Raw genomic sequence first — 25,183 nt, forward strand, 5'->3', positions numbered from 1 at the left:
TGCATGAACCCGCTTTACCTGGCCTCCGGCTCGCCTCGCCGCCGTGAATTGCTGACCCAGATCGGCGTGCCGTTCAGCGTCATCAGCGCCCCCATCGACGAAACCCCGCTGGCCGATGAAAGCGCCCAGGCTTACGTCGAGCGTCTGGCCCGGGCCAAGGCTGCCGCCGGCCTGGCCTGCCTCGCCCACCCCGACAACGCCACGGCCCCCGAGCGCCGTGCTGTGGTGCTTGGTGCAGACACGGCAGTGGTGCTCGAGGGTCGTATTCTGGGTAAACCGCAAAGCCGCGACGATGCCTTGGCCATGCTGGCTGATCTGGCTGGCCGCGAGCACCAGGTGCTGACCGCCGTCGCTTTGACCGATGGCCTGCGCGTGCGCAGCCTGTGCGTGGCCAGCAGCGTGCATTTTCGCCCGATCAGTGCCGACGAAGCGCAACGTTACTGGGCCAGCGGCGAGCCGGCGGACAAGGCAGGCGGTTATGCCATCCAGGGCCTGGGTGCGGTGTTCGTCACCGGCCTGGCCGGCAGCTATTCGGCAGTGGTCGGTTTGCCGCTGTGTGAAACCGCAGAATTGCTCGGCCAGTTCGGCATTGCCTGCTGGCAGCCGCTCGTGCCTGCAGCAGAGGTGACAAACCCGCGGTAGCCAGCTCTGCCTTCGCCATCCATCATTACAAGAAACTTTTGACGAGAGCCTGCCATGAGTGAAGAGATCCTGATCAACATCACCCCGATGGAGTCACGCGTGGCGGTGGTGGAAAACGGGGTGCTGCAGGAAGTGCACGTCGAGCGCACTCAGCGCCGTGGCATCGTCGGCAATATCTACAAGGGCAAGGTGGTGCGTGTGCTGCCAGGCATGCAGGCCGCCTTCGTCGACATTGGCCTGGAACGCGCGGCGTTCATCCATGCTTCGGAAATTTCCCAGCGCGAAGGCTCGGCGGTCGAGAACATCACGGCGCTGGTGCACGAGGGCCAGGCGCTGGTGGTACAAGTGACCAAGGACCCGATTGGCACCAAAGGCGCGCGCCTGACCACGCAGTTGTCGATCCCTTCGCGTTATCTGGTGTACATGCCGCGCAGCAGCCACGTTGGCATTTCCCTGAAGATCGAAGATGAAGCCGAACGTGAGCGCCTCAAGCAGGTGGTCAGCAACTGCATGGAGAGCGAGAACATCAAGGATGCCGGCGGGTTCATCCTGCGCACTGCCGCCGAAGGCGCGCGGGCTGAGGAAATCCTGCAGGACATCCGCTACCTGCGCCGCCTGTGGGAGCAGATCGGCAGCCAGATCAAGACCTGCGGTGCACCGACGGTCATCTACGAAGACCTGGGCCTGGCCCTGCGAACCCTGCGTGACCTGGTCAACCCGAAGATCGAGAAGATCCGCATCGACTCGCGGGAAACCTTCCAGAAAACCATGCAGTTCGTGAGCGAACTCATGCCGGAAATCGCCGACCGCCTCGAACACTACCCTGGCGAGCGGCCGATCTTCGATCTGTACGGCGTCGAGGACGAAATACAGCGTGCGCTGGAGCGCAAGGTGCCGCTCAAGTCGGGTGGCTATCTGGTGGTGGACCCGGCCGAGGCGATGACCACCATCGACGTCAACACCGGGGCTTTCGTCGGGCATCGCAACCTTGAAGAAACCATCTTCAAAACCAACCTCGAGGCCGCTACCGCCATCGCCCGGCAACTGCGCCTGCGCAACATTGGCGGCATCATCATCATCGACTTCATCGACATGGAAGATGAAGAGCACCAGCGCCAGGTTCTGCGCACCCTGGAAAAACAGCTGGAGCGCGACCATGCCAAGACCAACATCATCGGTATCACTGAGCTGGGCCTGGTGCAGATGACCCGCAAGCGCACGCGCGAAAGCCTGGAGCAGGTGCTGTGCGAGCCCTGCCTGGCTTGCCAGGGGCGTGGCAAGCTGAAAACCCCCGAGACCATCTGTTACGAAATTTTCCGCGAGATCCTGCGTGAGGCCCGTGCTTACCAGGCCGAAGGCTACCGTGTGCTGGCCAACCAGAAGGTGGTTGACCGCCTGCTGGACGAAGAGTCGGGCAACGTTGCCGAACTGGAAGCCTTCATCGGTAGAACCATTCGCTTCCAGGTCGAGTCGATGTATTCGCAGGAACAATACGACGTGGTGCTGCTCTGAGGCCCTCAGCAACACGTCGCTGCCTCGTCGCGCTGGCGAAACCCGTGCGACGGGCCATCATGGATAAACGACTTGGAGGGCCACGGCCATGGGACGTCTGACCCGCGTTCTTGTTGCCCTGACCCGCTGGGGGCTGGGCATATGCGCCTTGTTGGCGGTATTGGTGGCGCTGTATGTCAGCCTCGGCCGTGCATTGATACCCCTGGTAGCCGAGTACCGTGCCGACGTGCAGAGCAAGGCCGAGCAAGCGCTTGGCATGCCGGTACATGTGGGCGCCCTGGAGGGGCGCTGGAGCGGCCTTGCGCCGGTATTGCGGGTGCGCGACCTGCAACTGGGCGAAGGTGCCAAGGCGTTGCGCCTGGATGAGGTCATGGTCGTGCCTGATGTATGGGCCAGCCTGCTGGCGCGTGAGGTACGCCTGTCGCGTATCCAGCTCGGTGGCCTGCAATTGATCGTGCGCGAGAACGGGCAGGGCGCCTGGAACCTCGACGGCCTGCCGCAGCAGGACGATACGCCGCTGAACCCTGCCGAGTTGCTGCAGCGCCTGCGCCAACTGGGCCGCGTCGATGTGTTCGACAGCCAGGTCACCTTGCACCCATGGCAGCGTGACCCGCTGACCCTGACGTATGTGAGTGCCGGCTTGCAGGCCGGCCCCTCGCGGCAGGCCCTGGACCTGCGGGCGACGCTGCCCGATGGCCATCCCCTGGCGATGAACCTGCGCAGTCGTGTTTCTGCCGAGGCTTGGCGTGACGGCCAGGTCGAGGCCTACCTGAGCCTGCCGCAAAGCGACTGGTCGCAGTGGTTGCCGCCCAGCCTGCTGGGCCAATGGCATGCCGACGCACTGCGTGCAGGCGGCGAGTTCTGGGTCGATTGGGGCAAGGGGCAGTTGCAGAAGGCCGTGGTGCGGCTCAATGCCCCTGAGCTGAAAGGCGCCTACAGCGGGCGCAAGGCCGCCATGTTGAGCAACCTGGCCATGGGCGCCTGGTTCCAGCGCCGCGACCAGGGCTTCGACGTTGTGGTCGACTCGCTGGCCATGGACCTCGGTAAAAGCCGTTGGGAGACGCACCTGCAGGTGCAGCAGCGCCCCGGTGAGCAGGCGGCCGATGAGAGCTGGCAGGTGCAGGCCGACCGGCTCGACCTCACGCCCCTGACCCCGCTGATCGAGGCCCTGGCACCGCTACCCGACGCAGCCATGGCGGCGGTCACTAGCCTCAAAGTGACCGGTGGTCTGCGCAACGTGCGGCTGCAGGCCCGGCCCAAGGCCGAAGGCGACCAGCGTCTGCAGTTCGAGGCGAACCTGGACAAGGTCGGTTTCGATGCCTATCACGGTGCCCCGGCCGCGGGTAACGTCAGCGGCAGTATCAGTGGCGACCTGGGCCATGGCGAGCTGCGCCTGGACACTGAAGCCTTCATGCTGCACTTGTACCCGATCTTCGCCAAACCCTGGCACTACCAGAAGGCCAACGCGCGCTTGACCTGGGTGCTGGACAAGCAGGGCTTCACCCTTGTCGCGCCCTACCTGAAGGTGCTGGGCGAAGAAGGCAAGATTGCCGGCGATTTCCTGATTCGCCTGCTGTTTGAGGAAGGCCGCGAGGACTACATGGACCTGCGCGTCGGCTTGACCGACGGCGATGGCCGGTATACCGCCAAGTATCTGCCCGAAGTGCTCAGCCCGGCCCTCGACGAGTGGCTGCGCAGCGCCATCGTCAAGGGCGCGGTGGACGAAGGCTATTTCCAGTACCAGGGCTCGCTGAACCATGGCGCGGCGCCAGAGGCACGCAGTATCAGCCTGTTCTTCAAGGTGCATGACGCCGCACTGGACTTCCAGCCGGGCTGGCCGCAAGTCCAGCATGTGGATGGCGACGTCTTCATCGAGGACAGCGGCGTGCGGGTCAAGGCCCGGCGCGGGGTGCTGCTGGACACCAAGGTCAGTGACGTCGACGTCGATATCCCGCATGTCGACGAGGGCCAGCAGAGCCACCTGTTCCTGACGGGCAATTTCGATGGCAGCCTGGGTGATGGCCTGAAGATCCTCAAGCAAGCGCCTATCGGCACCGGTGAGATCTTCGCCGATTGGGAGGGTGAAGGGCCGCTGAAGGGTAAGCTCAAGCTCGATATCCCGCTGGCTCACGGGCAGCGGCCCAAAGTGCAGGTAGACTTCGCCACCCATGACGCGCGCCTGAAGGTCGCCCCGCCCACCCTCGAGCTGAGCCGCTTGAAAGGTGACTTCAGCTTCGATTTCGACAAAGGTCTCAGCGGCAAGGGCATCAGCCTGCAGGCCTTCGGCAAGCCCGTCACGGCGCAGATAACAGCCGAGGGCCAACCCGGGCAGATGCAGACCCGCATCGATGCCAATGGCCAGGTAGCGCTCAAGGCGTTGACCGACTGGCTGCAGTTCAAGCAAGCCCTGCCGGCTTCCGGTGACCTGCCTTACCAGTTGCAACTGAGCCTGGGCAGCCGGGACAATCGTTTGAGCGTCAACTCCAACCTCAAGGGGCTAGCGGTCGATTTGCCAGCGCCATTCGGCAAGGCGGCGGGGGAAACCCGTGACAGCCGTTTCAGCATGACGCTACAGGGTCCGGAGCGGCGTTTCGACGCCGGCTACGGTGACCTTGCCCGTGCTGCCTACGCCGCGCCGGCCGACAAGCTCGGCCAAGGCCGGGGCGAGTTGTTGCTGGGCACCGGTGATGCCCAATTGCCCGCTGCACAGGGCCTGCGCGTGCGTGGGCGCCTGGAAACGCTGGACCTGGCCCCTTGGCAAGAGCAGGCCTCACGGCTGGCCGGAGACGACCCAGGTGGCAGTGCGCGGCAGATGCTGCAAAGCGTGGACCTGAGCATTGGCCAGCTCAAGGCGTTTGGCACCGAGCTGAACCAGGCCCTGGTACGGTTGAGCCGAGGCGGCCCCGCCTGGGACCTGCGCCTCGACAGCCAGGAAGTCATCGGCAATGCCCGCGTGCCGGATGCCAAGGGTGCGCCAATGGTCGTGCGCCTGCAGACGCTGCGGCTGCCAGCGCCCAGCCCCGCGGAAAAGCAAGCCCAGGAGCGCGCCGAAGATGGGCCGGACCCGCTTGCCACCTTCGACCCACGCAAAGTCCCGGCGCTGGACCTTAGCATCGACAAGCTGTACCGCGGTGACGACCTGTTCGGCAGCGCCTCGATCAAGCTGCGGCCCACTGCACGTGGGGTTGCCGCCAGCGATATCGCTCTTGACTTCAAGGGCCTGAGCATTGGCGGTGGCGGTGGCTGGGAGGGCGAAACGGGCAAGACCAGCAGCTGGTACAAAGGCCGCCTGCAAGGCACGAACCTGGGCGACGTGCTCAAGGCCTGGGGCTTTGCCCCGACCGTCACCAGCCGCGACTTCCGCCTGGACGTGGACGGCCGCTGGCCAGGCTCGCCGGCGGCCGTCAGCCTGACGCGCTTCTCGGGCAGCATGGACGCGGCGTTGCGGTCCGGTCAGTTCGTCGAGGTCGACGGCAGTGCCCAGGCGTTGCGGGTCTTTGGCCTGCTCAACTTCAATTCTATTGGCCGACGCCTGCGGCTGGACTTCTCCGACCTGTTCGACAAAGGCCTGGCCTATGACCGGGTCAAAGGCCTGCTGGCGGCCAGCAATGGCGTGTACGTGACCCGCGAACCGATCACCATGACCGGCCCGTCGAGCAGCTTCGAGCTGGAGGGCACGTTGGACCTGGTTCGTGACCAGGTCAATGCCAACCTGCAGGTGAGCCTGCCGGTGACCAACAACCTGCCGCTGGCCGCGTTGATCGTGGGGGCGCCAGCCGTGGGCGGGGCGTTGTTCCTGGTCGACCGGCTGATCGGTGACCGCGTCTCGCGTTTTGCCAGCGTGCATTACCGTGTCGAAGGGCCGTGGAAAGAGCCTAGAATCACCTTTGTGAAACCCTTCGAGAAATAGTGCCAGGAGTGCCCATGAAGGCAGCGGTGATCCAGATGGTCAGCCAGGACGACGTGCTGGCCAACCTGCAGCGTGCCGGTGCCTTGCTGGAGCAGGCTGCACAGGGTGGTGCGCGGCTGGCGGTGCTGCCGGAAAACTTCGCTGCCATGGGCCGCAAGGACGCCGCTGCCATCGGCCGAGCCGAGGCATCAGGGAACGGGCCTATCCTGCCATGGTTGAAACGTACCGCCCGCGACCTCAGGTTATGGATAGTCGCCGGTACCATGCCCTTGCCACCGGTCGGCCAGCCCGACGCAAAGGCACATGCCTGCTCGCTGCTGATCGATGAGCACGGTGAAGTGGCTGCGCGCTATGACAAGCTGCACTTGTTCGACGTGGACGTTGCCGATACCCGCGGCCGCTACCGTGAATCGGATGATTTTGCCCATGGCGCACACGTGGTGGTGGCGGACACGCCGGTCGGCCGGCTGGGGTTGAGCGTATGTTACGACTTGCGCTTCCCAGAGTTGTACAGCGCGTTGCGTGCCGCTGGCGCGGAACTGATCAGCGCACCGGCGGCCTTCACTGCGGTAACCGGCGCAGCACACTGGGACGTGCTGGTGCGCGCCCGGGCCATCGAGACCCAGTGCTACCTGTTGGCGGCAGCGCAGGGCGGTACCCACCCAGGCCCACGGGAAACCCATGGCCATGCGGCGATCGTCGACCCTTGGGGGCGGATCGTGGCACAACAGGCGCAAGGCGAAGCGGTATTGCTTGCCGAGCGCGACATTGAAGAACAGGCGTCCATCCGGGCGCGCATGCCGGTGGTATCGCACCGGCGCTTTTTTTCGCAGGACGCATTGCGGCCTGCGCCCACCTTGGAGTGACTATGAGCCAGATGTTATCCACCGTCAGTGAGCAGCTCCTGGCCCCAGGCGGCTTGACCCTGGACAGCCTGCAAAGCGTGCTCGGTGAATTGGCCGGCCCCGGCATCGACGCTGCCGACCTGTATTTCCAGGGCCAGATTTCGGAAACCTGGGCGCTGGAAGACGGCATCGTCAAAGAGGGCAGCTTCAACCTGGACCAAGGCGTGGGCGTGCGTGCCCAGTCCGGTGAAAAGACCGGCTTCGCCTACAGCAATGCCATCAACCTTGAAGCGCTGACGTCGGCCGCGCGCGCCGCCCGTTCGATTTCCCGCGCCGGGCAGAACGGCACCGTGCAGGCCTTCCGCAGCCCGTCAGTGACCGCGCTGTATGCGGCGGACAACCCGCTCGATGTACTCAGCCGTGCCGAAAAGGTTGAGTTGCTGAAGCGTGTCGATGCCGCGACCCGCGCGCTTGACCCGCGTATCCAGCAGGTCAGCGTGAGCATGGCCGGGGTCTGGGAGCGCATCCTCATCGCTGCAGCGGACGGCAGCCTGGCTGCAGATGTGCGGCCGCTGGTGCGTTTCAATGTGAGCGTCATCGTTGAGCAGAACGGCCGTCGCGAGCGCGGCGGGCAGGGTGGTGGCGGGCGTACCGACTACCGTTTCTTCACCGAAGAGCGGGTCATGGGCTATGCCCGTGAGGCGCTGCGCCAGGCGCTGGTGAACCTCGAAGCTATCCCCGCGCCGGCCGGTACCTTGCCAGTGGTGCTGGGCTCGGGATGGTCGGGCGTGCTGCTGCACGAGGCGGTCGGCCATGGCCTGGAAGGTGACTTCAACCGCAAGGGCAGCTCGGCGTTCAGTGGCCGGGTTGGCGAGAAAGTGGCGTCGAGCCTGTGCACCATCGTCGATGACGGCACCCTGGAAGGCCGCCGCGGTTCGCTGAGCGTGGATGACGAAGGTACGCCGACCGAGTGCACCACCCTGATCGAGAACGGTGTGCTCAAGGGCTACATGCAGGACAAGCTGAACGCGCGGCTGATGGGCATGGCAGTGACCGGCAATGGTCGCCGCGAATCCTACGCTCACCTGCCGATGCCACGCATGACCAACACCTACATGCGTGCCGGCGAAAGCGACCCGCAGGAAATTATCGCCTCGGTGAAGAAGGGCATCTACTGCGCCAACCTCGGGGGTGGCCAGGTGGACATCACCAGCGGCAAGTTCGTGTTTTCGACCAGCGAGGCCTACCTGATCGAAGACGGCAAGATTACCGCACCGGTGAAGGGCGCGACCTTGATTGGCAATGGTCCGGAGGCGATGAGCCGGGTGTCGATGGTCGGCAACGACCTGGCGCTGGACAGCGGGGTAGGGACGTGCGGCAAGGACGGGCAATCGGTGCCGGTCGGGGTTGGGCAGCCGACCCTGAAGCTGGATGCGATCACCGTGGGCGGTACCGGCGCGTGATGGCCTTTGGGGCCGTTGTGGGAGCGGGCTTGTCCGCCAGCACCGGCGAAGCCGGTGCCGGGCACCGCGTCGCCTGCTTCGCGGGCACGCCCGCTCCCGCAGGGCCTCAGCCTGTCAGCGCAACCCGCGCTGCAACTCGTCGAGGTCGCGGATGTACTTGAACACCTTGCGCGCGGCGGCCGGCGGTTTGTTCCGCGCCTTCTCGTGCTGGGCATGGCGCACCAGTGAACGCAGTTGCTGGCGATCGGTGTCGGGGTATTCGTTGACGAAGCGTTCAAGGTCTTCGTCGTTACCGTCGATCAGCCGGTCGCGCCAGCGCTCCAGGCCGTGGAAGCGTTCGTTGTACTGGCGAGTCGAGCTGTCCATCTGCTCGAGCAGGGCATGGATGGCATCCAGGTCCTGCACGCGCATCAGCTTGCCGACGAACGACATGTGGCGTTTACGCGCACCATGAGCAGTGTGCTTGCTGGCCTCGGCCAGGGCCTTGCGCAGCTCGTCGGTCAACGGCAGGCGGGCCAGGGTATCGGCCTTGAGCGTAGTCAGGCGCTCGCCGAGTTCGACCAGCGCATGCAGCTCGCGCTTGATCTGGGTTTTGCTTTTTTCGCCGTCGAAGGCGTCGTCGTTTGAATCAACCATGGTGGCAGTCCGCTAGAAATCGCCGCCATGATAACCAGTCGGGGGCCGCTTGTCCGGCCCGGTCGTAGAATGACCCTCGCCGAACGCAGAATTTGAGTGGAGAGAACCATGAGTGCAGTCCAGAGCGTAGGTCCGAAAGACCTGCCAGCATTGCAAGAGCAGGTCGAGGCGATCATCGCCGAAGCGCGCCGCCAAGGGGCCAGTGCCTGCGAAGTGGCCGTGTCGCTGGAGCAGGGCCTGTCCACCACGGTACGTCAGCGCGAGGTCGAAACGGTTGAATTCAACCGCGACCAGGGCTTTGGCATCACCCTCTATGTTGGCCAGCGCAAAGGCTCGGCCAGTACCTCGGCCAGTGGCGCGGAGGCGATCCGGGAAACCGTCGCGGCAGCGCTGGCCATTGCCAGGCACACCTCCGAGGACGACTGTTCGGGCCTGGCGGACGCGGCGTTGATGGCCCGGGAAATTCCGGACCTGGACCTGTATCACGACTGGGCTCTCGAGCCCGAGAAGGCCATCGAGATGGCGCTGGCGTGCGAAGCGGCGGCGTTCGATGCCGACCCGCGCATCCTCAATGCCGATGGCACCACCCTCAACACCCACCAGGGCTGCCGCGTGTATGGCAACAGCCACGGGTTCATCGGTGCTTACGCCTCGACCCGGCACAGCCTGAGCTGCGTGATGATCGCTGAAGGCGACGGGCAGATGCAGCGCGATTACTGGTATGACGTCAACCGCCAGGGCAACCTGCTGGCCGACCCGCGCAGCATTGGCGTGCGTGCCGCGCAGCGGGCCGCCAGCCGGCTCGGCGCGCGGCCGGTGCCAACCTGCGAAGTGCCGGTGCTGTTTTCGGCAGAACTGGCAGGGGGGTTGTTCGGCAGCTTCCTGTCGGCGATCTCTGGCGGCAATCTGTACCGCAAGTCCTCGTTCCTCGAAGGCAGCATCGGCCAGCGCCTGTTTCCGTCCTGGCTGACCCTCGACGAGCGCCCGCACATTCCGCGCGCGCTGGCCAGTGCAGCGTTCGACGCCGACGGCCTGGCGACCTATGCCAAACCGTTCGTCGACAAAGGCGAGCTGGTGTCGTATCTGCTGGGTACCTATTCGGGGCGCAAGCTGGGCTTGCCCAGCACGGCCAACGCGGGGGGTGTACACAACCTGTTCGTCAGCCACGGCGTCGAGGACCAGGCTGCCCTGATCCGGCGTATGGGGCGTGGGCTGTTGGTGACCGAGCTGATGGGCCATGGCCTGAACATGGTGACGGGTGATTACTCCCGAGGCGCAGCGGGTTTCTGGGTCGAGAATGGTGAAATCCAGCATGCGGTGCAGGAAGTGACGATTGCCGGCAACATGAAGGATATGTTCCAGCAGATTGTCGCGATTGGTAGCGATCTTGAAACACGCAGCAATATCCACACTGGGTCGGTGCTGATCGAGCGGATGACTGTGGCAGGTAGCTGATTCATTGCCTGTACCGGCCCATTCGCGGGCTCGCCCGCTCCCACAGCTTGAAGCCTATGCAATCCCCTGTGGGAGCGGGCAAGCCCGCGAAGAGGCCGGTACAGGCAATAAAGAATTTCAGTGGAATACAAGACCCGGCCCTCGCGCCGGTTTTTTTCTTTCATCAGCTCCCCTTGAAGTGATTCTGTTTATCAATTAATAATGAATATCATTATCCAGTAACTCGGCGATGATGTTCATGAATTCCGTCCTCCGCGAACTGCCCTACCTGGAAAACTGGCGCTGGCTCAGCCGCCGGATCCGCTGCGCGCTCGAACCTGACGAGCCGCGCCTGATCGAGCACTACCTGGCCGAAGGCCGTTACCTGGTGTGCTGTACCGAAACCTCGCCATGGACGGTGGCGTTGACCTCCTTCCGCCTGCTGCTCGACACCGCCTGCGACCGCATGTTGCCCTGGCACTGGCGCTGCCTGTGCCTGGACCAGGCCTGGCGGCCGTTGCTGGACCTGCGCAACCTCGACCGCCAGGCCCAGAACCAGCGTTGGCAGCCCTACGCCATTCAGTTGGCCAACTGCAGCCTGCTGCCGTCGATTTCTCCCGATGAACTGATGCAAGGATTTGATGATGAGTGATACCCGTATCGAGCGCGACAGCATGGGTGAATTGCAGGTGCCGGCCCAAGCCCTGTATGGCGCCCAGACCCAGCGCGCGGTCGACAATTTCCCGATCAGCGGCCAGCGCATGCCGGCCCAGTTCATTCGTGCCTTGCTGCTGGCCAAAGCGGCTGCGGCCAAGGCCAACGTCGAGCTGGAGCAGCTGTCCGCCGGCCAGGGGCAGGCCATCGTCAAGGCGGTGGAACAGCTGCTGGCGCAGGACTACATCCAGCACTTCCCGGTCGACGTGTTTCAGACAGGCTCGGGCACCAGTTCGAACATGAACGCGAACGAGGTGATCGCCACCCTGGCCAGCCGTGTGCTCGGCGAGCCGGTCAATGCCAACGACCACGTCAATTGCGGCCAGAGCAGCAATGACATCATTCCCACCACCATTCACGTCAGCGCTGCCCTCGCCGTGCATGAGCAGCTGTTGCCTGCCCTGGCGCACCTGGTGCAGGTGATCGAGGCCAAGTCCAGGCAGGTGCATCAGTACGTGAAAACCGGCCGTACCCACCTGATGGATGCAATGCCCGTGCGCCTGAGCCAGGTGCTGGACGGTTGGGCAGCGCAGATCGAAGGTGCCAAGGCGCACATCGAAGCCACCCTGCCAAGCCTGCAGGCGCTGGCCCAGGGCGGCACCGCAGTGGGCACCGGCATCAATGCCCACCCGCAGTTCGCTGCCGCTTTCGCGCGTCAGCTCAGCGGCCTGACCCAGGTCCAGTTCACGCCGGGGCACAACCTGTTTGCCCTGATCGGTTCGCAGGATACCGCGGTAGCCCTGTCCGGCCAGCTCAAGACCACAGCGGTGGCACTGATGAAGATTGCCAACGACCTGCGCTGGATGAACTCGGGCCCTCTGGCCGGCCTTGGGGAAATCGAACTGCAGGGTCTGCAGCCGGGCTCTTCGATCATGCCAGGCAAGGTCAATCCGGTCATCCCGGAGGCTACGGCCATGGTCGCCGCGCAGGTCATCGGCAACGACGCCACCATCGCCGTGGCTGGGCAGTCGGGCAACTTCGAACTCAACGTGATGTTGCCGCTGATCGCACGCAACCTGCTGGAGAGCATCGAGTTGATGGCCAACGTCAGCCGCCTGCTGGCCGACAAAGCCATTGCCAGCTTCAAGGTCAACGAGGGCAAGCTGAAGGAGGCGCTGGCGCGCAACCCGATCCTGGTCACTGCACTGAACCCGATCATCGGCTACCTGAAGGCCGCTGAAATTGCCAAGACCGCCTACCAGCAAGGTCGCCCGATCATTGATATCGCCCTGGAGCATACCGACCTGTCGCGGGACCAGCTGGAAACGCTGCTGGACCCGGAAAAACTCACCGCTGGCGGCATCTGACACTGCCTTACCGCCGAGGAAACAGACATGCAGCACTGGAAACGCACCATGGAACTGGCCAACCGCCTGTTCGAACAAGGCGAGCTGGTCGATGCCCGGGAACATTACCTGCAAGCCCTGGCTCTGGCCCAGGTGCTGTTCGAGCGCTGGCATGACGTCGACGAAGCGGTGGCTGCCCTGGTCGTCGCTCACCATAACCTGGCCGACCTGCACCTGCGCCTGAACCAGCCGCATGAAAGTGCCGATTACCTCTGTGCCGCGCACCAGTGGCTGCTACAGGCCAGCCAGCAAGCCCGCTTGCCACAGGCGCTGCGGGACGCAGCCCTGCGCCACAGTGGGCGTACCTACACCGAACTGCTCGGTTTCATCGCGGAGTACGGCCAGTACCCGCGTACCGAACGCCTGCTCAACCGCCACAACATCGGGGCCAGCGAACTCGCTGCCCCGGCCGGCGTGGTACCCAGTACTCAAGCCTACGGAATTCACTGACATGCCCCATACCTTGCCTGCTTTGCCTTACGCCTACGACGCGCTGGAGCCGCACATCGACGCGCAGACCATGGAGATCCACCACACCAGGCACCACCAGACTTATGTCAATGGCCTCAACGCCGCCGTCGAAGGCACCGAGTGGGCTGAGTGGCCAGTCGAAAAACTGGTCGCTGCGGTCGGGGACTTGCCGGAGCAGCTACGTGGCGCCGTGACCAACCACGGTGGCGGTCACGCCAACCACAGCCTGTTCTGGACCGTGATGTCGCCGCAGGGCGGCGGTGAGCCCACGGGCGAGCTGGCACAAGCCATCACCACGCAACTGGGCGGTTTCGACGCGTTCAAGGAAGCCTTCACCAAGGCCGCCCTGACCCGCTTCGGCAGCGGCTGGGCCTGGCTCAGCGTAACGCCGCAGAAAACCCTGGTCGTGGAAAGCAGCGGCAACCAGGACAGCCCACTGATGCATGGCAACACGCCAATTCTCGGGTTGGACGTGTGGGAGCATGCGTATTACCTGAAATACCAGAACCGCCGTCCGGAATACATTGGTGCCTTCTACAACGTCATCGACTGGGCGCACGTGCAACACCGCTATCTCGAAGCCCTGAAGTGAGTCGGACCGGTATGCGCTCAGAGGTCATGTCGGTCAGCAGTGTGCGCCTGTTTCGCCAGGCGCTGGGTGCCTTGCTGTTGCTGGCGGGTACCGCGCTGCTGGCGGCGCGCGGTCTTGCCTGGCTGGACTTGGCGCCGCGCATGCTGCGAGCCCTGGAGGGCAGCGCTTTGTGTGCGCTGGGCACGGCGCTGGGCGCAGTACCGGTGCTGGTCATCCGTAACATGCCGGTGGCGTTGGCCGACACCATGCTGGGCTTCGGCGCCGGGGTCATGCTGGCGGCTACGGCATTTTCATTGATCATGCCCGGGCTGGATGCGGCCCAGGCCATCGGCTTCAGCCCATGGGGTGCGGGTGGCTTGATCAGCTTCGGCTTGATGTTCGGCGCGTTGTGCCTGTTCCTTATCGACCTCAAGGTCTCCAACGCCTCGCCGCAAGCGCTGGTTGGCAGTACGCAGCAGCCGGTGATCGCCGCGCGGATCTGGCTTTTCGTCATTGCCATCATTGCCCACAACATTCCCGAAGGCATGGCGATTGGTGTGTCAGCCGGGGGTGGCATGGCCGACGCAGACAGCCTGGCCATGGGCATCGCGTTGCAGGATGTGCCCGAAGGGCTGGTGATTGCCCTGGTGTTGGCAGGGGCGGGCATGCCGCGCTTCAAGGCGTTCATGATCGGCGCGGCTTCGGGGTTGGTCGAGCCTGTGGCTGCGGTGATCTGTGCCTGGCTGGTGAATGTCGCCGAATTGCTGCTGCCCCTGGGGCTCGCCTGCGCAGCCGGCGCGATGCTGCTGGTGGTAACCCAGGAAGTCATCCCCGAATCGCGCAGCAACGGCCATCACCGCCTGGCCAGCCTGGGGCTGTGCATCGGCTTCTGCCTGATGATGGTGATGGATACCGCGCTGTCCTGATCTTTGGTCAGGTCGAAGGGGTGCACACTGTGGGCGCGGTGCAGGGCTTGGAGGCTTACTCGCCTTCGTCGAAGTAGTTGTTGATCAACTCGACCAGCGCGTCCATGGCATCGTTGTCCTGCTCACCCTCGGTATGCAGGTGCACCTGGGTACCCTTGCCAGCCGCCAGCATCATCACGGCCATGATGCTTTTGCCGTCTACCAGTTTGTCCGGCGCGCGGCCGACCCGCACCTGGCAGGGAAAGCGGCCGGCCACGCCGACGAACTTCGCTGCCGCCCGGGCATGCAGGCCCAGCTTGTTGATGATGGTGATTTCGCGGGCGGGCATCGTGGGGCGGATCCTTGGGCTAGAGGTCGCGGTGGCGGACCTGGACGTTTTTCAGGGACTGTTGCAGCAACTGGCCGAGGCGTTCGGTGATGTACACCGAACGATGGTGGCCGCCGGTGCAGCCAATGGCAATGGTCACGTAGGCACGGTTACTGGCTGCGAAGCGGGGTAGCCACTTGAGCAGGTAGCCGGAAATATCGTTGAACATGTCCTCGACGTCTGGCTGCGCGGCCAGGTAGTCGATCACTGGCTGTTCCAGGCCGGAGTGCTCACGCAATTCGGGCTTCCAGTAGGGGTTGGGCAGGCAGCGTACGTCGAACACCAGATCGGCATCGACCGGCATGCCGCGTTTGAAGCCGAATGACTCGACCAGGAATGCGGTACCAGGCTCGGGCTTGTTGAGCAGGCGCAACTTGATCGTGTCACGCAACTGGTAGAGGTTCAGGCTGGTGGTGTCGATCTTCAGGTCGGCCAGGTCGGCAATCGGCCCCAGCAGCTCGCTCTCCACGCGGATGGCCTCTGCCAGCGAGCGGTCGGCGTTGGTCAGCGGGTGGCGGCGGCGGGTTTCTGAAAACCGCTTGAGCAAGGTATCTTCATCGGCATCCAGGTACAGCACATCGCACTGGATGTGGCGGGCACGGGCGTCGGCTAGCAGCTCGGGGAAGCGCGACAGGTGGCTGGGCAGGTTGCGGGCGTCGATCGACACTGCCACTTTCGGCTGCAGCAGTTCGGTGTTGATCAGTGCATTTTCCGCGAGCTGCGGCAGCAGCCCGGCGGGCAGGTTGTCAATGCAATAGAAACCGTTGTCTTCCAGGACATCGAGGGCGGTGCTCTTGCCGGAGCCGGACCGGCCGCTGACGATGATCAGGCGCATGTTCAGTGCTCGTTCTGTACGTCCAGGACAACCTGGTACAAGGCCTCGTTGCTGGGGGCCGAACGCAGGCGATCACGCACGTCCTTGCGGTCGAGCATGCTGGCGATCTGGCGCAGCAGTTCCAGGTGGGCATCGGTGGCGGCTTCAGGGACCAGCAGGACGAACAGCAAGTCTACCGGCGCGCCATCGATGGCATCGTAATCGATGGGTGCTTCCAGGTGCAGCAGGGCGCTGACTGGCGCGGAGCAGCCTTCAAGCCGGCAGTGCGGAATGGCGATGCCATTGCCGAAACCGGTTGAACCGAGTTTTTCCCGGGCGACCAGCTTTTCGAAGACAACTTGCATCTCCAGTTCCGGCACTTGTTCGGCGATGATGGTGGCGACCTTTTCCAGGGCGCGCTTCTTACTGCCGCCCGGCACGTTCACGAGGGAACGGCCGGGGGTCAGGATGGTTTCAAGTCGGATCATGGATGAGGGGGATCAGCGGGCAGCTGCACCTTGCAGCAGGCTTTGCTGTTTTTCCTTGTGTTTTTTCAGTTGGCGGTCGAGCTTGTCGGCCAAGGCATCGATCGCTGCATACATATCTTCGTGTTCGGCGTTTGCTACCACTTCGCCGCCGGGAATCTGCAGGGTCGCCTCGACCTTCTGCTGCAGCTTCTCGACCTTCATGATGACCTGCACGTTGGTGATCTTGTCGAAGTGACTTTCCACGCGGGCGAGCTTTTCAAGCACGTAATCGCGCAGTGGCTGGGTGACTTCTACATGCTGTCCACTGATATTGACTTGCATACAGCTTCTCCTTTGTTGCCCGTGCATAAAGAGGCAGGTCTTGCACCTGCCCCGCAAACGCTATGGCAGATCTCAGGGGCTACATCAGTCGCTTGCGCTCACTCGACGGTGCGATGCCGAGAGACTCGCGGTACTTGGCGACGGTGCGACGGGCCACCTGGATGCCTTGTGCCTCCAGTAAACCAGCGATCTTGCTGTCACTCAATGGCTTTTTCTGATTTTCCGCTGCAACCAGTTTCTTGATGATCGCGCGGATCGCTGTAGACGAGCATTCTCCGCCTTCGGAGGTGCTGACGTGGCTGGAGAAAAAGTATTTCAGTTCGTAGATGCCGCGGGGCGTGTGCATGTATTTCTGCGTGGTCACCCGGGAAATGGTCGACTCGTGCATGCCCACCGCTTCGGCAATGTCATGCAGCACCAGCGGTTTCATCGCTTCGTCGCCATGATCGAGGAAGCCGCGCTGATGCTCGACGATCTGCGTGGCGACTTTCATCAGGGTTTCGTTGCGGCTTTGCAGGCTCTTGATGAACCAGCGCGCCTCCTGCAGCTGGTTGCGCATGAAGGTGTTGTCGGCACTGGTGTCGGCGCGGCGCACGAAGCCGGCGTATTGAGCGTTCACGCGCAGGCGCGGGATGGCTTCCTGGTTCAGCTCCACCAGCCAGCGGTCGCTGTCCTTGCGCACGATCACGTCCGGTACCACGTACTCGGGCTCGCTGGACTCGATCTGCGAACCCGGGCGCGGGTTGAGGCTTTGCACCAGTTCGATCACCTGGCGCAGTTCGTCTTCCTTGATTTTCATGCGCCGCATGAGCTGGCTGTAGTCGCGGCTGCCGAGCAAGTCGATGAAATCGCTGACCAGCCGTTTCGCCTCGTTCAGCCACGGCGTGCTGGCAGGCAGTTGGCGCAGTTGCAGCAGCAGGCACTCGCCAAGGGTGCGTGCCGCGACGCCTGCCGGTTCGAACTGCTGAATGCGGTGCAGCACCGCTTCGACTTCGTCCAGCTCGATATCCAGCTCCGGGTCGAAGCCAGCGCAGATTTCTTCGAGGGTGTCTTCCAGGTAGCCTTGGCCGTTGATGCTGTCGATCAGGGTCACGGCGATCAGGCGGTCGGTATCCGACATCGGCGCGAGGTTCAGTTGCCACAGCAGGTGGCTTTGCAGGCTTTCGCCGGCCGATGTCCGCGTGGTGAAGTCCCACTCGTCGTCATCGTTGCTCGGCAAGCTGCTGGCGCTGGTCTGGTAGATGTCTTCCCAGGCGGTGTCGACCGGCAGCTCGGTGGGGATGCGCTCGCTCCATTCACCGTCTTCGAGGTTGTCGGCACTGACCGTGCTTTCCTGGAAGCTGTTGTCCTGAACGTCGGCGGCCGGCTTGTTCTCGGCGTTGTCGGCCATCGGGTCGCTGTTGTCGAAGTCGTCGCCGTCTTCCTGGCGTTCGAGCATCGGGTTCGACTCCAGCGCCTCCTGGATTTCCTGTTGGAGGTCCAGGGTGGAAAGCTGGAGCAGGCGGATGGCCTGTTGCAACTGCGGTGTCATCGTCAGTTGCTGGCCCATTTTTAGGACGAGCGATGGTTTCATGGCTGGGGCTTAATACCTTGTTCGCCGGCGCGCATGCGCCATCCACTACACGAGGGCGCCGGGGCGCCAGATCAAGCAAGTTTTATGCCTTAAATTGTAGCGTTTGCCTAGAGTACGTAACAATTTTAACCCTGAGTACAGGGCAGGTTGCAGTACTCCAGGCAGGAGTGGGTCAGAGCCGGAACTCGTGGCCCAGGTAAACCTCTTTGACCAATTCGTTGGCCAGGATGGTTTCGGCGTCGCCTTCGGCGATCAGCCGGCCATCGTTGACGATGTAGGCGGTCTCGCAGATATCCAGGGTTTCGCGCACGTTGTGGTCCGTGATCAGCACACCGATACCCTTGGCCTTGAGGTGGTGGATGATCTGCTTGATGTCGCCGACCGAGATCGGGTCCACGCCGGCGAAGGGTTCGTCCAGCAGGATGAACTTGGGCGCGGTCGCCAGGGCGCGAGCGATCTCGACACGGCGGCGTTCGCCACCGGACAGGCTCATGCCGAGGTTGTCGCGGATGTGGCTGATGTGGAACTCCTGCAGCAGGCTTTCCAGTTCCTTGCGCCGGCCATCGCGGTCGAGGTCCTTGCGGGTCTCGAGGATGGCCATGATGTTGTCTGCCACCGAAAGCTTGCGGAAGATCGAGGCTTCCTGCGGCAGGTAGCCGATGCCGGCGCGCGCGCGGCCGTGCATGGGCTGGTGGCTGACATCGAGGTTGTCGATCAGTACACGACCCTGCTCGGCCTGGACCAGGCCGACGATCATGTAGAAGCAGGTGGTCTTGCCGGCACCGTTCGGGCCGAGCAATCCGACGATCTGGCCGCTGTCGATCGACAGGCTGACATCACGTACGACCTGGCGCCCCTTGTAGCTTTTGGCCAGGTGCTGGGCTTTTAGGGTTGCCATTTACTCGGCCTTCTTCTTGGGCTGGATCACCATGTCGATACGCTGACGTGGCTGGGTCACGTTACCGCCACGGCCGGCGGTAGCCACCTGCGACTTGGTGTTGTAGACGATCTTCTCGCCCTCGGTGGTGTTGCCTTCGTTCTCGACCTTTGCGCGGTCGGTGAGGATCACGGTGTCTTTTTGCGCCTGGTACTGGATGGTCACTGCCCAGCCCTTCATCTTGTCGGGCTTGGCGGCGCTCTGCTGCTGCTCGAAGTAGGCCAGGTTGCCAACCGAAGTGACCACGTCGATGTCGCCGTTGGCGGCGCGGGTCATGGTCACGGTATTGCCTTTGATCATCATCGAGCCTTGAGTGATGATCACGTCACCGGTGTACGTCGCGACTCCCTGCTTGTCGTCCAGATGCGCGTTGTCGGCCTGGATACGGATTGGCTGGTCACGGTCATTCGGCAGGGCGAAGGCGCTCGCGCTTCCCAGTGCTGCGCTCAGGCTGAGCAAAAGGGGGAGGGTTTTAACGAGCCTCATACTGTCCTCTTACGTTAGAGAGCAAGTCCATCTTGCCTTCTTTCAAATACGCTTTCATGCCCTTGCCCGTGGTTGTGCCACCGGCGCCGTCGATTCTAACGGCTTGCTCGGTCTGCGCATATTGCTTCTGCGGGAATACGGTCATGCGTGAGCTGGTGATGATGGTGTCGCGTTGCTTTTCGTCGGTGCGGGCAACGCGGACCTTGTTGATCAGTTCGACCTCGTTGCCGTCCGGGCTGACCTCGGCGCGCTCGCTCTGAACATGCCACGGGTATTCGGTGCCGCGGTAAAGGCGCAGGTCGGGCGTGGTCACCAGGGTAACTTCGGTCGCCTTGACGTGCTCGACCTTGTCGGCGGTCATTTCGTACTGCAATTTGCCGTCCGGCAAGAACTGCACACTATGGGCGTTGATCGCATAGTAGTCGATGGCGCTCTCGTCGACCTGGGCCACAGGCTGGTCGAGGAAGCTTTCAGGGCTGACATTCCAGTAGCCAATGGCAGCGAGCACGGCAGCAATCACCGCCAGCAGCGCAATATTGCGAACCTTCTTGCTGAACATGGGCGGCCTTACAAGTAGTTGGCGTTGGCAGCGTCCAGGGTGCCCTGGGCCTGCATGATCAGTTCGCAGAACTCGCGGGCAGCGCCTTCGCCGCCGCGCGCCTGGGTCACGCCGTGGGCATGCTGGCGAACGAAGGGCGCGGCGTTGGCCACTGCCATACCCAGACCGACGCGGCGAATCACCGGCAGGTCGGGCAGGTCGTCGCCCAGGTAGGCGACCTGTTCATAGCTTAGGCCGAGTTCGGCAAGCAGCCCGTCAAGAACCACCAATTTGTCTTCGCGGCCCTGAAACAGGTGCGCGATACCCAGGTTCGCAGCCCGCCGCTCGACCACCGGGGTCTTGCGCCCGCTGATGATGGCCGTGGTCACGCCCGACGCCATGAGCATCTTGATGCCCTGGCCGTCGAGGGTATTGAAGGTCTTGAATTCGCTGCCGTCTTCGAGAAAGTACAGTCGCCCATCGGTCAGTACGCCGTCGACATCGAACACGGCCAGCTTGATGGTCTGGCCACGTTGCATGAGATTCTGGCTCATCACATAACTCCTGCACGCAACAGGTCGTGCATGTTCAGGGCACCTGTCGGCCGGTCGTCCTGGTCGACGACCACCAGTGCGTTGATTTTGTTGTCTTCCATGATTTTAAGGGCCTCGGCGGCGAGCATTTCGGCCCGTGCAGTTTTGCCATGCACGGTCATGACGTGGTCGATCAACGTGGTATGCACATCGATATTGCGGTCCAGGCTGCGGCGCAGGTCGCCATCGGTGAAGATACCGGCCAGCTTGCCGTCTGCCTCGAGCACAGCGGTCATGCCCAGCCCTTTGCGCGACATTTCCAGCAGGGCATCCTTGAGCAACGTGCCACGCAGCACCTTGGGCAACTGGTCACCGCTGTGCATCACATGCTCGACCTTCAGCAGCAGCCGCCGCCCCAAGGCACCGCCAGGGTGCGAAAAGGCGAAGTCCTCGGCCGTGAACCCGCGCGCTTCGAGCAGGGCAATGGCCAGCGCGTCACCCAACACCAGTGCCGCAGTGGTCGAGGAGGTAGGGGCAAGGTTCAGCGGGCAGGCCTCCTGTGCGACCCGGGCATCCAGGTTCACCTCTGCTGCCTGGGCCAGGGTGGAATCCGGGTTGCCGGTAAGGCTGATGAGGGTGATGCCCAGGCGCTTGACCAGCGGCAGCAACGTGACGATCTCGGCCGTGCTGCCTGAGTTGGACAGCGCCAGGATGATATCGTTGCCGGTGATCATGCCCATGTCGCCATGGCTGGCTTCGGCCGGGTGCACGAAAAACGCGGGGGTGCCGGTGCTGGCGAGGGTCGCGGCAATTTTGTTGCCGATATGCCCGGACTTGCCCATGCCAAGCACCACGACGCGGCCCTGGCTGGCCAGGATCAGTTCGCAGGCTTTGACGAAATGCTCGTCGATGCGCGCCAGCAGGCCCTCTACGGCCTCGAGTTCCAGGCGCACGGTGCGCTGTGCGGATTGAATCAGCTCGCTGGATTGGCTCATGTCGATAAAGCACTGCCTGATGAAAAGTCGGCGATTATAGCCGCAATCGACGAAACCCTCACCTTTTCCATCTGCCTGGTCCCGGGCGCGCCAGCCTGTCTCGTAGCTGAACGGGGCATGCATGACCTTGGGGGCGCGCGGGCAGCGGTGCTATAGTTCGCCGCTATTCGGCCTGCCAAGGGCGCGTGTGCCTTCTGCAGGGAGGCTGGCGTCCATAAGGACGAGGCTGCATCAGCAAGGAGTCTAGATGAGTGTGGATAGCGCCTACGCGGTGGAATTGAAGGGTGTTACCTTCAAACGCGGTTCGCGTAGCATTTTCAGCAACGTCGACATTCGCATCCCGCGCGGCAAGGTCACCGGCATCATGGGGCCATCGGGTTGCGGCAAGACCACGTTGCTTCGCCTGATGGGCGCGCAACTGCGCCCCGCCAGTGGTGAGGTATGGGTCGCCGGGCAGAACCTGCCGACGCTGTCGCGCAGCGACCTGTTCGACGCCCGCAAGCAGATGGGCGTGCTGTTTCAGAGCGGCGCGCTGTTCACCGACCTCGATGTGTTCGAGAACGTCGCATTTCCGCTGCGCGTGCATACCCAGCTTGCCGACGACATGATTCGTGACATCGTGTTGATGAAACTGCAGGCCGTGGGGCTTCGTGGGGCCATCGACCTGATGCCCGATGAGCTGTCCGGTGGCATGAAGCGCCGTGTGGCGCTGGCCCGGGCAATCGCCCTGGACCCGCAGATCCTCATGTACGACGAGCCGTTCGTCGGGCAGGACCCTATTGCCATGGGGGTACTGGTGCGCTTGATCCGCCTGCTCAACGATGCCTTGGGCATTACCAGCATCGTGGTGTCCCATGACCTCGCAGAAACCGCCAGCATCGCCGACTACATCTATGTGGTGGGCGACGGCCAGGTGCTGGGGCAGGGTACCCCCGACGAGCTGATGGGCTCGGACAACCCGCGGATCCGCCAGTTCATGAAAGGCGACCCGGATGGCCCGGTGCCGTTCCATTTCCCTGCGCCTGACTACAGCGCCGACCTGCTGGGGGCGCGTTGATGCGCAGAAAATCCTTACTCGAACGTGTCCGGCTGCTGGGCCGCTCGGCCATCGACGTGGTGGCGGTACTCGGGCGTTCCTGCCTGTTCCTGTTCCATGCCCTGGTTGGGCGCGGCGGCATTGGCGGTGGCTTCCAGCTGCTGACCAGGCAACTGTACTCGGTCGGCGTGCTGTCGCTGGCGATCGTCGTCGTGTCCGGGGTGTTCATCGGCATGGTGCTGGCACTGCAGGGCTACAGCATCCTCACCAAGTACGGCTCCGAGCAGGCCGTGGGCCAGATGGTGGCCCTGACCCTGTTGCGCGAGCTTGGGCCGGTGGTCACGGCGTTGCTGTTCGCAGGCCGTGCCGGTTCTGCACTGACTGCCGAAATCGGCAACATGAAGTCCACCGAGCAGTTGTCCAGCCTGGAGATGATCGGCGTCGACCCGCTCAAATACATCGTGGCGCCACGCTTGTGGGCCGGTTTCATTTCGTTGCCGCTGCTGGCGCTGATCTTCAGTGTGGTCGGTATCTGGGGGGGCTCGTGGGTCGCCGTGGACTGGCTGGGCGTATACGAGGGCTCGTTTTGGGCCAACATGCAAAACAGTGTTTCGTTCACTGACGACGTGCTGAACGGGTTGATCAAGAGCCTGGTGTTCGCATTCGTCGCGACCTGGATCGCCGTATTCCAGGGGTACGACTGTGAGCCCACTTCAGAAGGGATCAGCCGTGCAACCACCAAGACCGTGGTCTATGCCTCGTTGGCAGTGCTGGGTCTGGACTTTATTCTGACCGCCTTGATGTTTGGAGATTTCTGATGCAAAACCGCACCCTGGAAATCGGTGTCGGCCTGTTCCTGCTGGCCGGGATCCTGGCGCTGCTGCTGCTGGCCCTGCGTGTCAGCGGGCTGTCGGCCAGCCCGAGCAGCGATACCTATAAAGTTTATGCCTATTTCGACAATATCGCCGGTTTGACGGTCAGAGCCAAGGTGACCATGGCGGGCGTGACCATCGGCAAGGTCACCGCCATCGATCTGGACCGTGATTCCTATACCGGTCGGGTGACCCTGCAGCTGGACAAGTCGGTGGACAACCTGCCGACCGACTCCACTGCCTCGATCCTGACCGCCGGTCTGCTCGGCGAGAAGTACATCGGTATCAGCGTGGGCGGTGAGGAAGACGTGCTCAAGGATGGCTCGACCATTCACGACACCCAGTCTGCCCTGGTGCTGGAAGACCTGATAGGCAAGTTCCTGCTCAACTCCGTTGGCAAGGAACCGAAAGAAGCGCAACCGGCTAATTGAGGAGTTTCCATGATTTCGATCTTGCGACGTGGCCTGCTGGTGTTGCTGGCGGCTTTCCCCCTGATGACCTTGGCCGCGCAGTCGCCGCATGACGTGGTTCAGGGCACCACCACCGAGCTGCTGGGTGAACTCAAGGCCAACAAAGAGCAGTACAAGGCCAACCCACAAGCGTTCTACGACACCCTTGACCGGATTCTCGCGCCGGTGGTCGATGCCGACGGTATTTCCCGCAGCATCATGACCGTCAAGTACTCGCGCAAGGCTACGCCCGAGCAGATGCAGCGCTTCCAGGAAAACTTCAAGCGCAGCCTGTTCCAGTTCTACGGCAATGCGTTGCTGGAGTACAACAACCAGGGCATCGTCGTTGACCCGGCCAAGGCCGATGATGGCAAGCGCGCTTCGGTGGGCATGAAGGTTACCGGCAACAATGGCGCCGTGTACCCGGTGCAGTACACCCTGGAAAACCTGGGTGGCGAGTGGAAGGTGCGTAACGTCATCGTCAACGGCATCAACATCGGCAAGCTGTTCCGTGACCAGTTCGCCGACGCCATGCAGCGCAATGGCAACGACCTGGACAAGACCATCGACGGCTGGGCCGGCGAAGTGGCCAAGGCCAAGCAGGCCGCCGACAACTCGCCAGAAAAGGCGGTGAAATGAGTGAGGCCGCGGTAAGCATGGCTGAGCCGGGCGTGCTGAGCCTGTCCGGCGTGCTGGACTATCGCAGCGGGCCGCAGTTGCGCAAGCAAGGAAAGGCGCTGATCACTGCCAGCCGGGATGCGCAATTGGTGCTCGATTGCACGGGCGTGCTGCGCTCCACCAGTGTCGGCCTGTCGTTGCTGCTGTCGTTCATGCGCGATGCCCAGGCCACTGGCAAGGCCTGCCGGGTGCGGGGCATGCCCGACGACATGCGGGAAATTGCCGAGGTCTACGACCTCGATCAAGTGCTGGCGACCTGATGGCCCGGCACGGATGACGGCCCCTCGGTCAGCGAAGCCCTCGTTGGGCTTCGCAGGCGAGGGGCTTTTTTGTATGATGGCCGACCCGTGCGCATCGGGCGCCGATTGAGGTTGAGCATGCAGGCCGTAGAAGTTAAAAGCTTCCTTGAAGAGAAATTGCCGGGTTCCCGGGTAGAAGTTGAAGGCGAAGGCTGCAACTTCCAGTTGAACGTGATCAGTGACGAGTTGGCTGGCCTGAGCCCGGTCAAACGCCAGCAGGCTATCTATGCTCATCTGAATCCGTGGATCGCCAATGGCAGCATCCATGCGGTAACCATGAAATTTTTCAGCAGCGCAGCCTGGGCTGAGCGCACCTGAGCCAACTTG

28 protein-coding genes are annotated in these 25,183 nt (G+C 63.1%); 17 read left to right on the forward strand and 11 right to left on the reverse strand.

Annotated features, from left to right (window positions below):
- The first annotated feature begins 3 nt into the window (after positions 1–3).
- From K4A76_RS04565 to tldD, 5 genes are all read left to right on the forward strand, one after another.
- Positions 4–642 (forward strand): Maf family protein, encoded by a 639-nt coding sequence (locus K4A76_RS04565; protein ID WP_054911626.1) that lies wholly within the window; start codon positions 4–6, stop codon positions 640–642.
- A gap of 54 nt (positions 643–696) precedes the next feature.
- Positions 697–2,154, forward strand: a complete 1,458-nt coding sequence (gene rng, locus K4A76_RS04570) for a ribonuclease G (RefSeq protein ID WP_009683058.1) — start codon at positions 697–699, stop codon at positions 2,152–2,154.
- A gap of 88 nt (positions 2,155–2,242) precedes the next feature.
- Positions 2,243–6,064: a YhdP family protein gene (locus K4A76_RS04575; protein WP_274411640.1), complete on the forward strand. Its 3,822-nt coding sequence runs from the start codon at positions 2,243–2,245 to the stop codon at positions 6,062–6,064.
- Between the two features lie 14 nt (positions 6,065–6,078).
- Positions 6,079–6,930 (forward strand): carbon-nitrogen hydrolase family protein, encoded by an 852-nt coding sequence (locus K4A76_RS04580; protein ID WP_274411641.1) that lies wholly within the window; start codon positions 6,079–6,081, stop codon positions 6,928–6,930.
- 2 nt (positions 6,931–6,932) lie between these two features.
- On the forward strand, positions 6,933–8,372 hold the full coding sequence (gene tldD / locus K4A76_RS04585; protein ID WP_009683053.1) for a metalloprotease TldD: 1,440 nt from the start codon (positions 6,933–6,935) through the stop codon (positions 8,370–8,372).
- A gap of 114 nt (positions 8,373–8,486) precedes the next feature.
- Here tldD and yjgA read toward each other — a convergent pair whose 3' ends face one another.
- Positions 8,487–9,008 carry a ribosome biogenesis factor YjgA gene (gene yjgA / locus K4A76_RS04590; RefSeq protein WP_009683052.1) on the reverse strand — a complete coding sequence of 174 codons (522 nt, stop codon included), beginning with the start codon at positions 9,006–9,008 and terminating at the stop codon, positions 8,487–8,489.
- Positions 9,009–9,116: 108 nt separating this feature from the next.
- Here yjgA and pmbA point away from each other — a divergent pair, with 108 nt between their 5' ends.
- The 6 genes from pmbA (at position 9,117) to K4A76_RS04620 (ending at position 14,470) form a co-directional block, all read left to right on the forward strand.
- Positions 9,117–10,463 carry a metalloprotease PmbA gene (gene pmbA, locus K4A76_RS04595; protein WP_274411642.1) on the forward strand — a complete coding sequence of 449 codons (1,347 nt, stop codon included), beginning with the start codon at positions 9,117–9,119 and terminating at the stop codon, positions 10,461–10,463.
- A 229-nt stretch (positions 10,464–10,692) separates the two neighbouring features.
- The gene (locus K4A76_RS04600; protein ID WP_029887554.1) at positions 10,693–11,094 is read left to right on the forward strand and encodes a hypothetical protein; all 402 of its coding nucleotides are present in this window, start codon (positions 10,693–10,695) and stop codon (positions 11,092–11,094) included.
- On the forward strand, positions 11,087–12,463 hold the full coding sequence (locus tag K4A76_RS04605) for a class II fumarate hydratase (RefSeq protein ID WP_274411643.1): 1,377 nt from the start codon (positions 11,087–11,089) through the stop codon (positions 12,461–12,463). The genes K4A76_RS04600 and K4A76_RS04605 overlap by 8 nt, the downstream gene beginning before the upstream one ends.
- Before the next feature lie 27 nt (positions 12,464–12,490).
- Positions 12,491–12,952: a hypothetical protein gene (locus tag K4A76_RS04610; RefSeq protein ID WP_029887552.1), complete on the forward strand. Its 462-nt coding sequence runs from the start codon at positions 12,491–12,493 to the stop codon at positions 12,950–12,952.
- Position 12,953: 1 nt separating this feature from the next.
- The gene (locus K4A76_RS04615; protein ID WP_054890014.1) at positions 12,954–13,565 is read left to right on the forward strand and encodes a superoxide dismutase; all 612 of its coding nucleotides are present in this window, start codon (positions 12,954–12,956) and stop codon (positions 13,563–13,565) included.
- Between the two features lie 11 nt (positions 13,566–13,576).
- Entirely contained in the window at positions 13,577–14,470 is an 894-nt protein-coding gene (locus K4A76_RS04620; RefSeq protein WP_274411644.1) for a ZIP family metal transporter, read from the forward strand.
- A 55-nt stretch (positions 14,471–14,525) separates the two neighbouring features.
- On the opposite strand, the gene K4A76_RS04625 is transcribed toward K4A76_RS04620, so the two are convergent.
- The 10 genes from K4A76_RS04625 to K4A76_RS04670 form a co-directional block, all read right to left on the reverse strand.
- A complete protein-coding gene (locus K4A76_RS04625; RefSeq protein ID WP_009683043.1) occupies positions 14,526–14,798 on the reverse strand; it encodes an HPr family phosphocarrier protein in 273 nt (90 codons plus the stop codon).
- Between the two features lie 19 nt (positions 14,799–14,817).
- Positions 14,818–15,672 (reverse strand): RNase adapter RapZ, encoded by an 855-nt coding sequence (gene rapZ, locus K4A76_RS04630; protein WP_274411645.1) that lies wholly within the window; start codon positions 15,670–15,672, stop codon positions 14,818–14,820.
- A 2-nt stretch (positions 15,673–15,674) separates the two neighbouring features.
- On the reverse strand, positions 15,675–16,139 hold the full coding sequence (gene ptsN, locus K4A76_RS04635) for a PTS IIA-like nitrogen regulatory protein PtsN (RefSeq protein WP_173887684.1): 465 nt from the start codon (positions 16,137–16,139) through the stop codon (positions 15,675–15,677).
- A gap of 12 nt (positions 16,140–16,151) precedes the next feature.
- The gene (gene hpf, locus K4A76_RS04640; protein WP_003255135.1) at positions 16,152–16,460 is read right to left on the reverse strand and encodes a ribosome hibernation-promoting factor, HPF/YfiA family; all 309 of its coding nucleotides are present in this window, start codon (positions 16,458–16,460) and stop codon (positions 16,152–16,154) included.
- 79 nt (positions 16,461–16,539) lie between these two features.
- The gene (locus K4A76_RS04645) at positions 16,540–18,033 is read right to left on the reverse strand and encodes an RNA polymerase factor sigma-54 (RefSeq protein WP_274411646.1); all 1,494 of its coding nucleotides are present in this window, start codon (positions 18,031–18,033) and stop codon (positions 16,540–16,542) included.
- A 172-nt stretch (positions 18,034–18,205) separates the two neighbouring features.
- Positions 18,206–18,931: an LPS export ABC transporter ATP-binding protein gene (lptB, locus tag K4A76_RS04650; protein ID WP_010952146.1), complete on the reverse strand. Its 726-nt coding sequence runs from the start codon at positions 18,929–18,931 to the stop codon at positions 18,206–18,208.
- Positions 18,932–19,456 (reverse strand): lipopolysaccharide transport periplasmic protein LptA, encoded by a 525-nt coding sequence (lptA, locus tag K4A76_RS04655; RefSeq protein ID WP_029887549.1) that lies wholly within the window; start codon positions 19,454–19,456, stop codon positions 18,932–18,934. It lies immediately after the preceding gene.
- Entirely contained in the window at positions 19,443–20,015 is a 573-nt protein-coding gene (gene lptC, locus K4A76_RS04660) for an LPS export ABC transporter periplasmic protein LptC (protein ID WP_029887548.1), read from the reverse strand. Before lptC ends, lptA begins: the two co-directional genes overlap by 14 nt.
- A gap of 8 nt (positions 20,016–20,023) precedes the next feature.
- Complete coding sequence (locus tag K4A76_RS04665; protein WP_274411647.1) at positions 20,024–20,548, reverse strand: KdsC family phosphatase; 525 nt, start codon at positions 20,546–20,548, stop codon at positions 20,024–20,026.
- Complete coding sequence (locus K4A76_RS04670; protein ID WP_009683033.1) at positions 20,548–21,522, reverse strand: KpsF/GutQ family sugar-phosphate isomerase; 975 nt, start codon at positions 21,520–21,522, stop codon at positions 20,548–20,550. Before K4A76_RS04670 ends, K4A76_RS04665 begins: the two co-directional genes overlap by 1 nt.
- Before the next feature lie 247 nt (positions 21,523–21,769).
- On the opposite strand from K4A76_RS04670, the gene K4A76_RS04675 reads away from it, so the two are divergent.
- The 6 genes from K4A76_RS04675 to K4A76_RS04700 all read left to right on the forward strand — a co-directional run bounded on the left by K4A76_RS04675 (position 21,770) and on the right by K4A76_RS04700 (position 25,174).
- Complete coding sequence (locus tag K4A76_RS04675; protein WP_009683032.1) at positions 21,770–22,579, forward strand: ATP-binding cassette domain-containing protein; 810 nt, start codon at positions 21,770–21,772, stop codon at positions 22,577–22,579.
- Positions 22,579–23,376, forward strand: coding sequence for a lipid asymmetry maintenance ABC transporter permease subunit MlaE (mlaE, locus tag K4A76_RS04680; RefSeq protein WP_173887688.1), 798 nt, complete (start codon positions 22,579–22,581; stop codon positions 23,374–23,376). The genes K4A76_RS04675 and mlaE overlap by 1 nt, the downstream gene beginning before the upstream one ends.
- A complete protein-coding gene (gene mlaD / locus K4A76_RS04685; RefSeq protein ID WP_009683030.1) occupies positions 23,376–23,861 on the forward strand; it encodes an outer membrane lipid asymmetry maintenance protein MlaD in 486 nt (161 codons plus the stop codon). The genes mlaE and mlaD overlap by 1 nt, the downstream gene beginning before the upstream one ends.
- Before the next feature lie 9 nt (positions 23,862–23,870).
- Complete coding sequence (locus K4A76_RS04690) at positions 23,871–24,518, forward strand: MlaC/ttg2D family ABC transporter substrate-binding protein (protein WP_274411648.1); 648 nt, start codon at positions 23,871–23,873, stop codon at positions 24,516–24,518.
- Positions 24,515–24,817: an STAS domain-containing protein gene (locus K4A76_RS04695; protein ID WP_054911612.1), complete on the forward strand. Its 303-nt coding sequence runs from the start codon at positions 24,515–24,517 to the stop codon at positions 24,815–24,817. The genes K4A76_RS04690 and K4A76_RS04695 overlap by 4 nt, the downstream gene beginning before the upstream one ends.
- Positions 24,818–24,934: 117 nt before the next feature.
- Entirely contained in the window at positions 24,935–25,174 is a 240-nt protein-coding gene (locus K4A76_RS04700; RefSeq protein WP_003255121.1) for a BolA family protein, read from the forward strand.
- The last annotated feature ends 9 nt before the right edge of the window (positions 25,175–25,183 follow it).

The sequence above is a fragment of the Pseudomonas sp. NEEL19 genome (assembly GCF_028751975.1).
GTDB lineage: Bacteria > Pseudomonadota > Gammaproteobacteria > Pseudomonadales > Pseudomonadaceae > Aquipseudomonas > Aquipseudomonas juntendi.

Excerpts from the sequence above, each read along its gene's own strand:
- K4A76_RS04565 (WP_054911626.1), top strand. The coding sequence starts at position 4 with ATGAACCCGCTTTACCTGGCCTCCGGCTCGCCTCGCCGCCGTGAATTG.
- rng (WP_009683058.1), top strand. The coding sequence starts at position 697 with ATGAGTGAAGAGATCCTGATCAACATCACCCCGATGGAGTCACGCGTG.
- K4A76_RS04575 (WP_274411640.1), top strand. The coding sequence starts at position 2,243 with ATGGGACGTCTGACCCGCGTTCTTGTTGCCCTGACCCGCTGGGGGCTG.
- K4A76_RS04580 (WP_274411641.1), top strand. The coding sequence starts at position 6,079 with ATGAAGGCAGCGGTGATCCAGATGGTCAGCCAGGACGACGTGCTGGCC.
- tldD (WP_009683053.1), top strand. The coding sequence starts at position 6,933 with ATGAGCCAGATGTTATCCACCGTCAGTGAGCAGCTCCTGGCCCCAGGC.
- yjgA (WP_009683052.1), bottom strand. The coding sequence starts at position 9,008 with ATGGTTGATTCAAACGACGACGCCTTCGACGGCGAAAAAAGCAAAACC.
- pmbA (WP_274411642.1), top strand. The coding sequence starts at position 9,117 with ATGAGTGCAGTCCAGAGCGTAGGTCCGAAAGACCTGCCAGCATTGCAA.
- K4A76_RS04600 (WP_029887554.1), top strand. The coding sequence starts at position 10,693 with ATGATGTTCATGAATTCCGTCCTCCGCGAACTGCCCTACCTGGAAAAC.
- K4A76_RS04605 (WP_274411643.1), top strand. The coding sequence starts at position 11,087 with ATGAGTGATACCCGTATCGAGCGCGACAGCATGGGTGAATTGCAGGTG.
- K4A76_RS04610 (WP_029887552.1), top strand. The coding sequence starts at position 12,491 with ATGCAGCACTGGAAACGCACCATGGAACTGGCCAACCGCCTGTTCGAA.
- K4A76_RS04615 (WP_054890014.1), top strand. The coding sequence starts at position 12,954 with ATGCCCCATACCTTGCCTGCTTTGCCTTACGCCTACGACGCGCTGGAG.
- K4A76_RS04620 (WP_274411644.1), top strand. The coding sequence starts at position 13,577 with ATGCGCTCAGAGGTCATGTCGGTCAGCAGTGTGCGCCTGTTTCGCCAG.
- K4A76_RS04625 (WP_009683043.1), bottom strand. The coding sequence starts at position 14,798 with ATGCCCGCCCGCGAAATCACCATCATCAACAAGCTGGGCCTGCATGCC.
- rapZ (WP_274411645.1), bottom strand. The coding sequence starts at position 15,672 with ATGCGCCTGATCATCGTCAGCGGCCGGTCCGGCTCCGGCAAGAGCACC.
- ptsN (WP_173887684.1), bottom strand. The coding sequence starts at position 16,139 with ATGATCCGACTTGAAACCATCCTGACCCCCGGCCGTTCCCTCGTGAAC.
- hpf (WP_003255135.1), bottom strand. The coding sequence starts at position 16,460 with ATGCAAGTCAATATCAGTGGACAGCATGTAGAAGTCACCCAGCCACTG.
- K4A76_RS04645 (WP_274411646.1), bottom strand. The coding sequence starts at position 18,033 with ATGAAACCATCGCTCGTCCTAAAAATGGGCCAGCAACTGACGATGACA.
- lptB (WP_010952146.1), bottom strand. The coding sequence starts at position 18,931 with ATGGCAACCCTAAAAGCCCAGCACCTGGCCAAAAGCTACAAGGGGCGC.
- lptA (WP_029887549.1), bottom strand. The coding sequence starts at position 19,456 with ATGAGGCTCGTTAAAACCCTCCCCCTTTTGCTCAGCCTGAGCGCAGCA.
- lptC (WP_029887548.1), bottom strand. The coding sequence starts at position 20,015 with ATGTTCAGCAAGAAGGTTCGCAATATTGCGCTGCTGGCGGTGATTGCT.
- K4A76_RS04665 (WP_274411647.1), bottom strand. The coding sequence starts at position 20,548 with ATGAGCCAGAATCTCATGCAACGTGGCCAGACCATCAAGCTGGCCGTG.
- K4A76_RS04670 (WP_009683033.1), bottom strand. The coding sequence starts at position 21,522 with ATGAGCCAATCCAGCGAGCTGATTCAATCCGCACAGCGCACCGTGCGC.
- K4A76_RS04675 (WP_009683032.1), top strand. The coding sequence starts at position 21,770 with ATGAGTGTGGATAGCGCCTACGCGGTGGAATTGAAGGGTGTTACCTTC.
- mlaE (WP_173887688.1), top strand. The coding sequence starts at position 22,579 with ATGCGCAGAAAATCCTTACTCGAACGTGTCCGGCTGCTGGGCCGCTCG.
- mlaD (WP_009683030.1), top strand. The coding sequence starts at position 23,376 with ATGCAAAACCGCACCCTGGAAATCGGTGTCGGCCTGTTCCTGCTGGCC.
- K4A76_RS04690 (WP_274411648.1), top strand. The coding sequence starts at position 23,871 with ATGATTTCGATCTTGCGACGTGGCCTGCTGGTGTTGCTGGCGGCTTTC.
- K4A76_RS04695 (WP_054911612.1), top strand. The coding sequence starts at position 24,515 with ATGAGTGAGGCCGCGGTAAGCATGGCTGAGCCGGGCGTGCTGAGCCTG.
- K4A76_RS04700 (WP_003255121.1), top strand. The coding sequence starts at position 24,935 with ATGCAGGCCGTAGAAGTTAAAAGCTTCCTTGAAGAGAAATTGCCGGGT.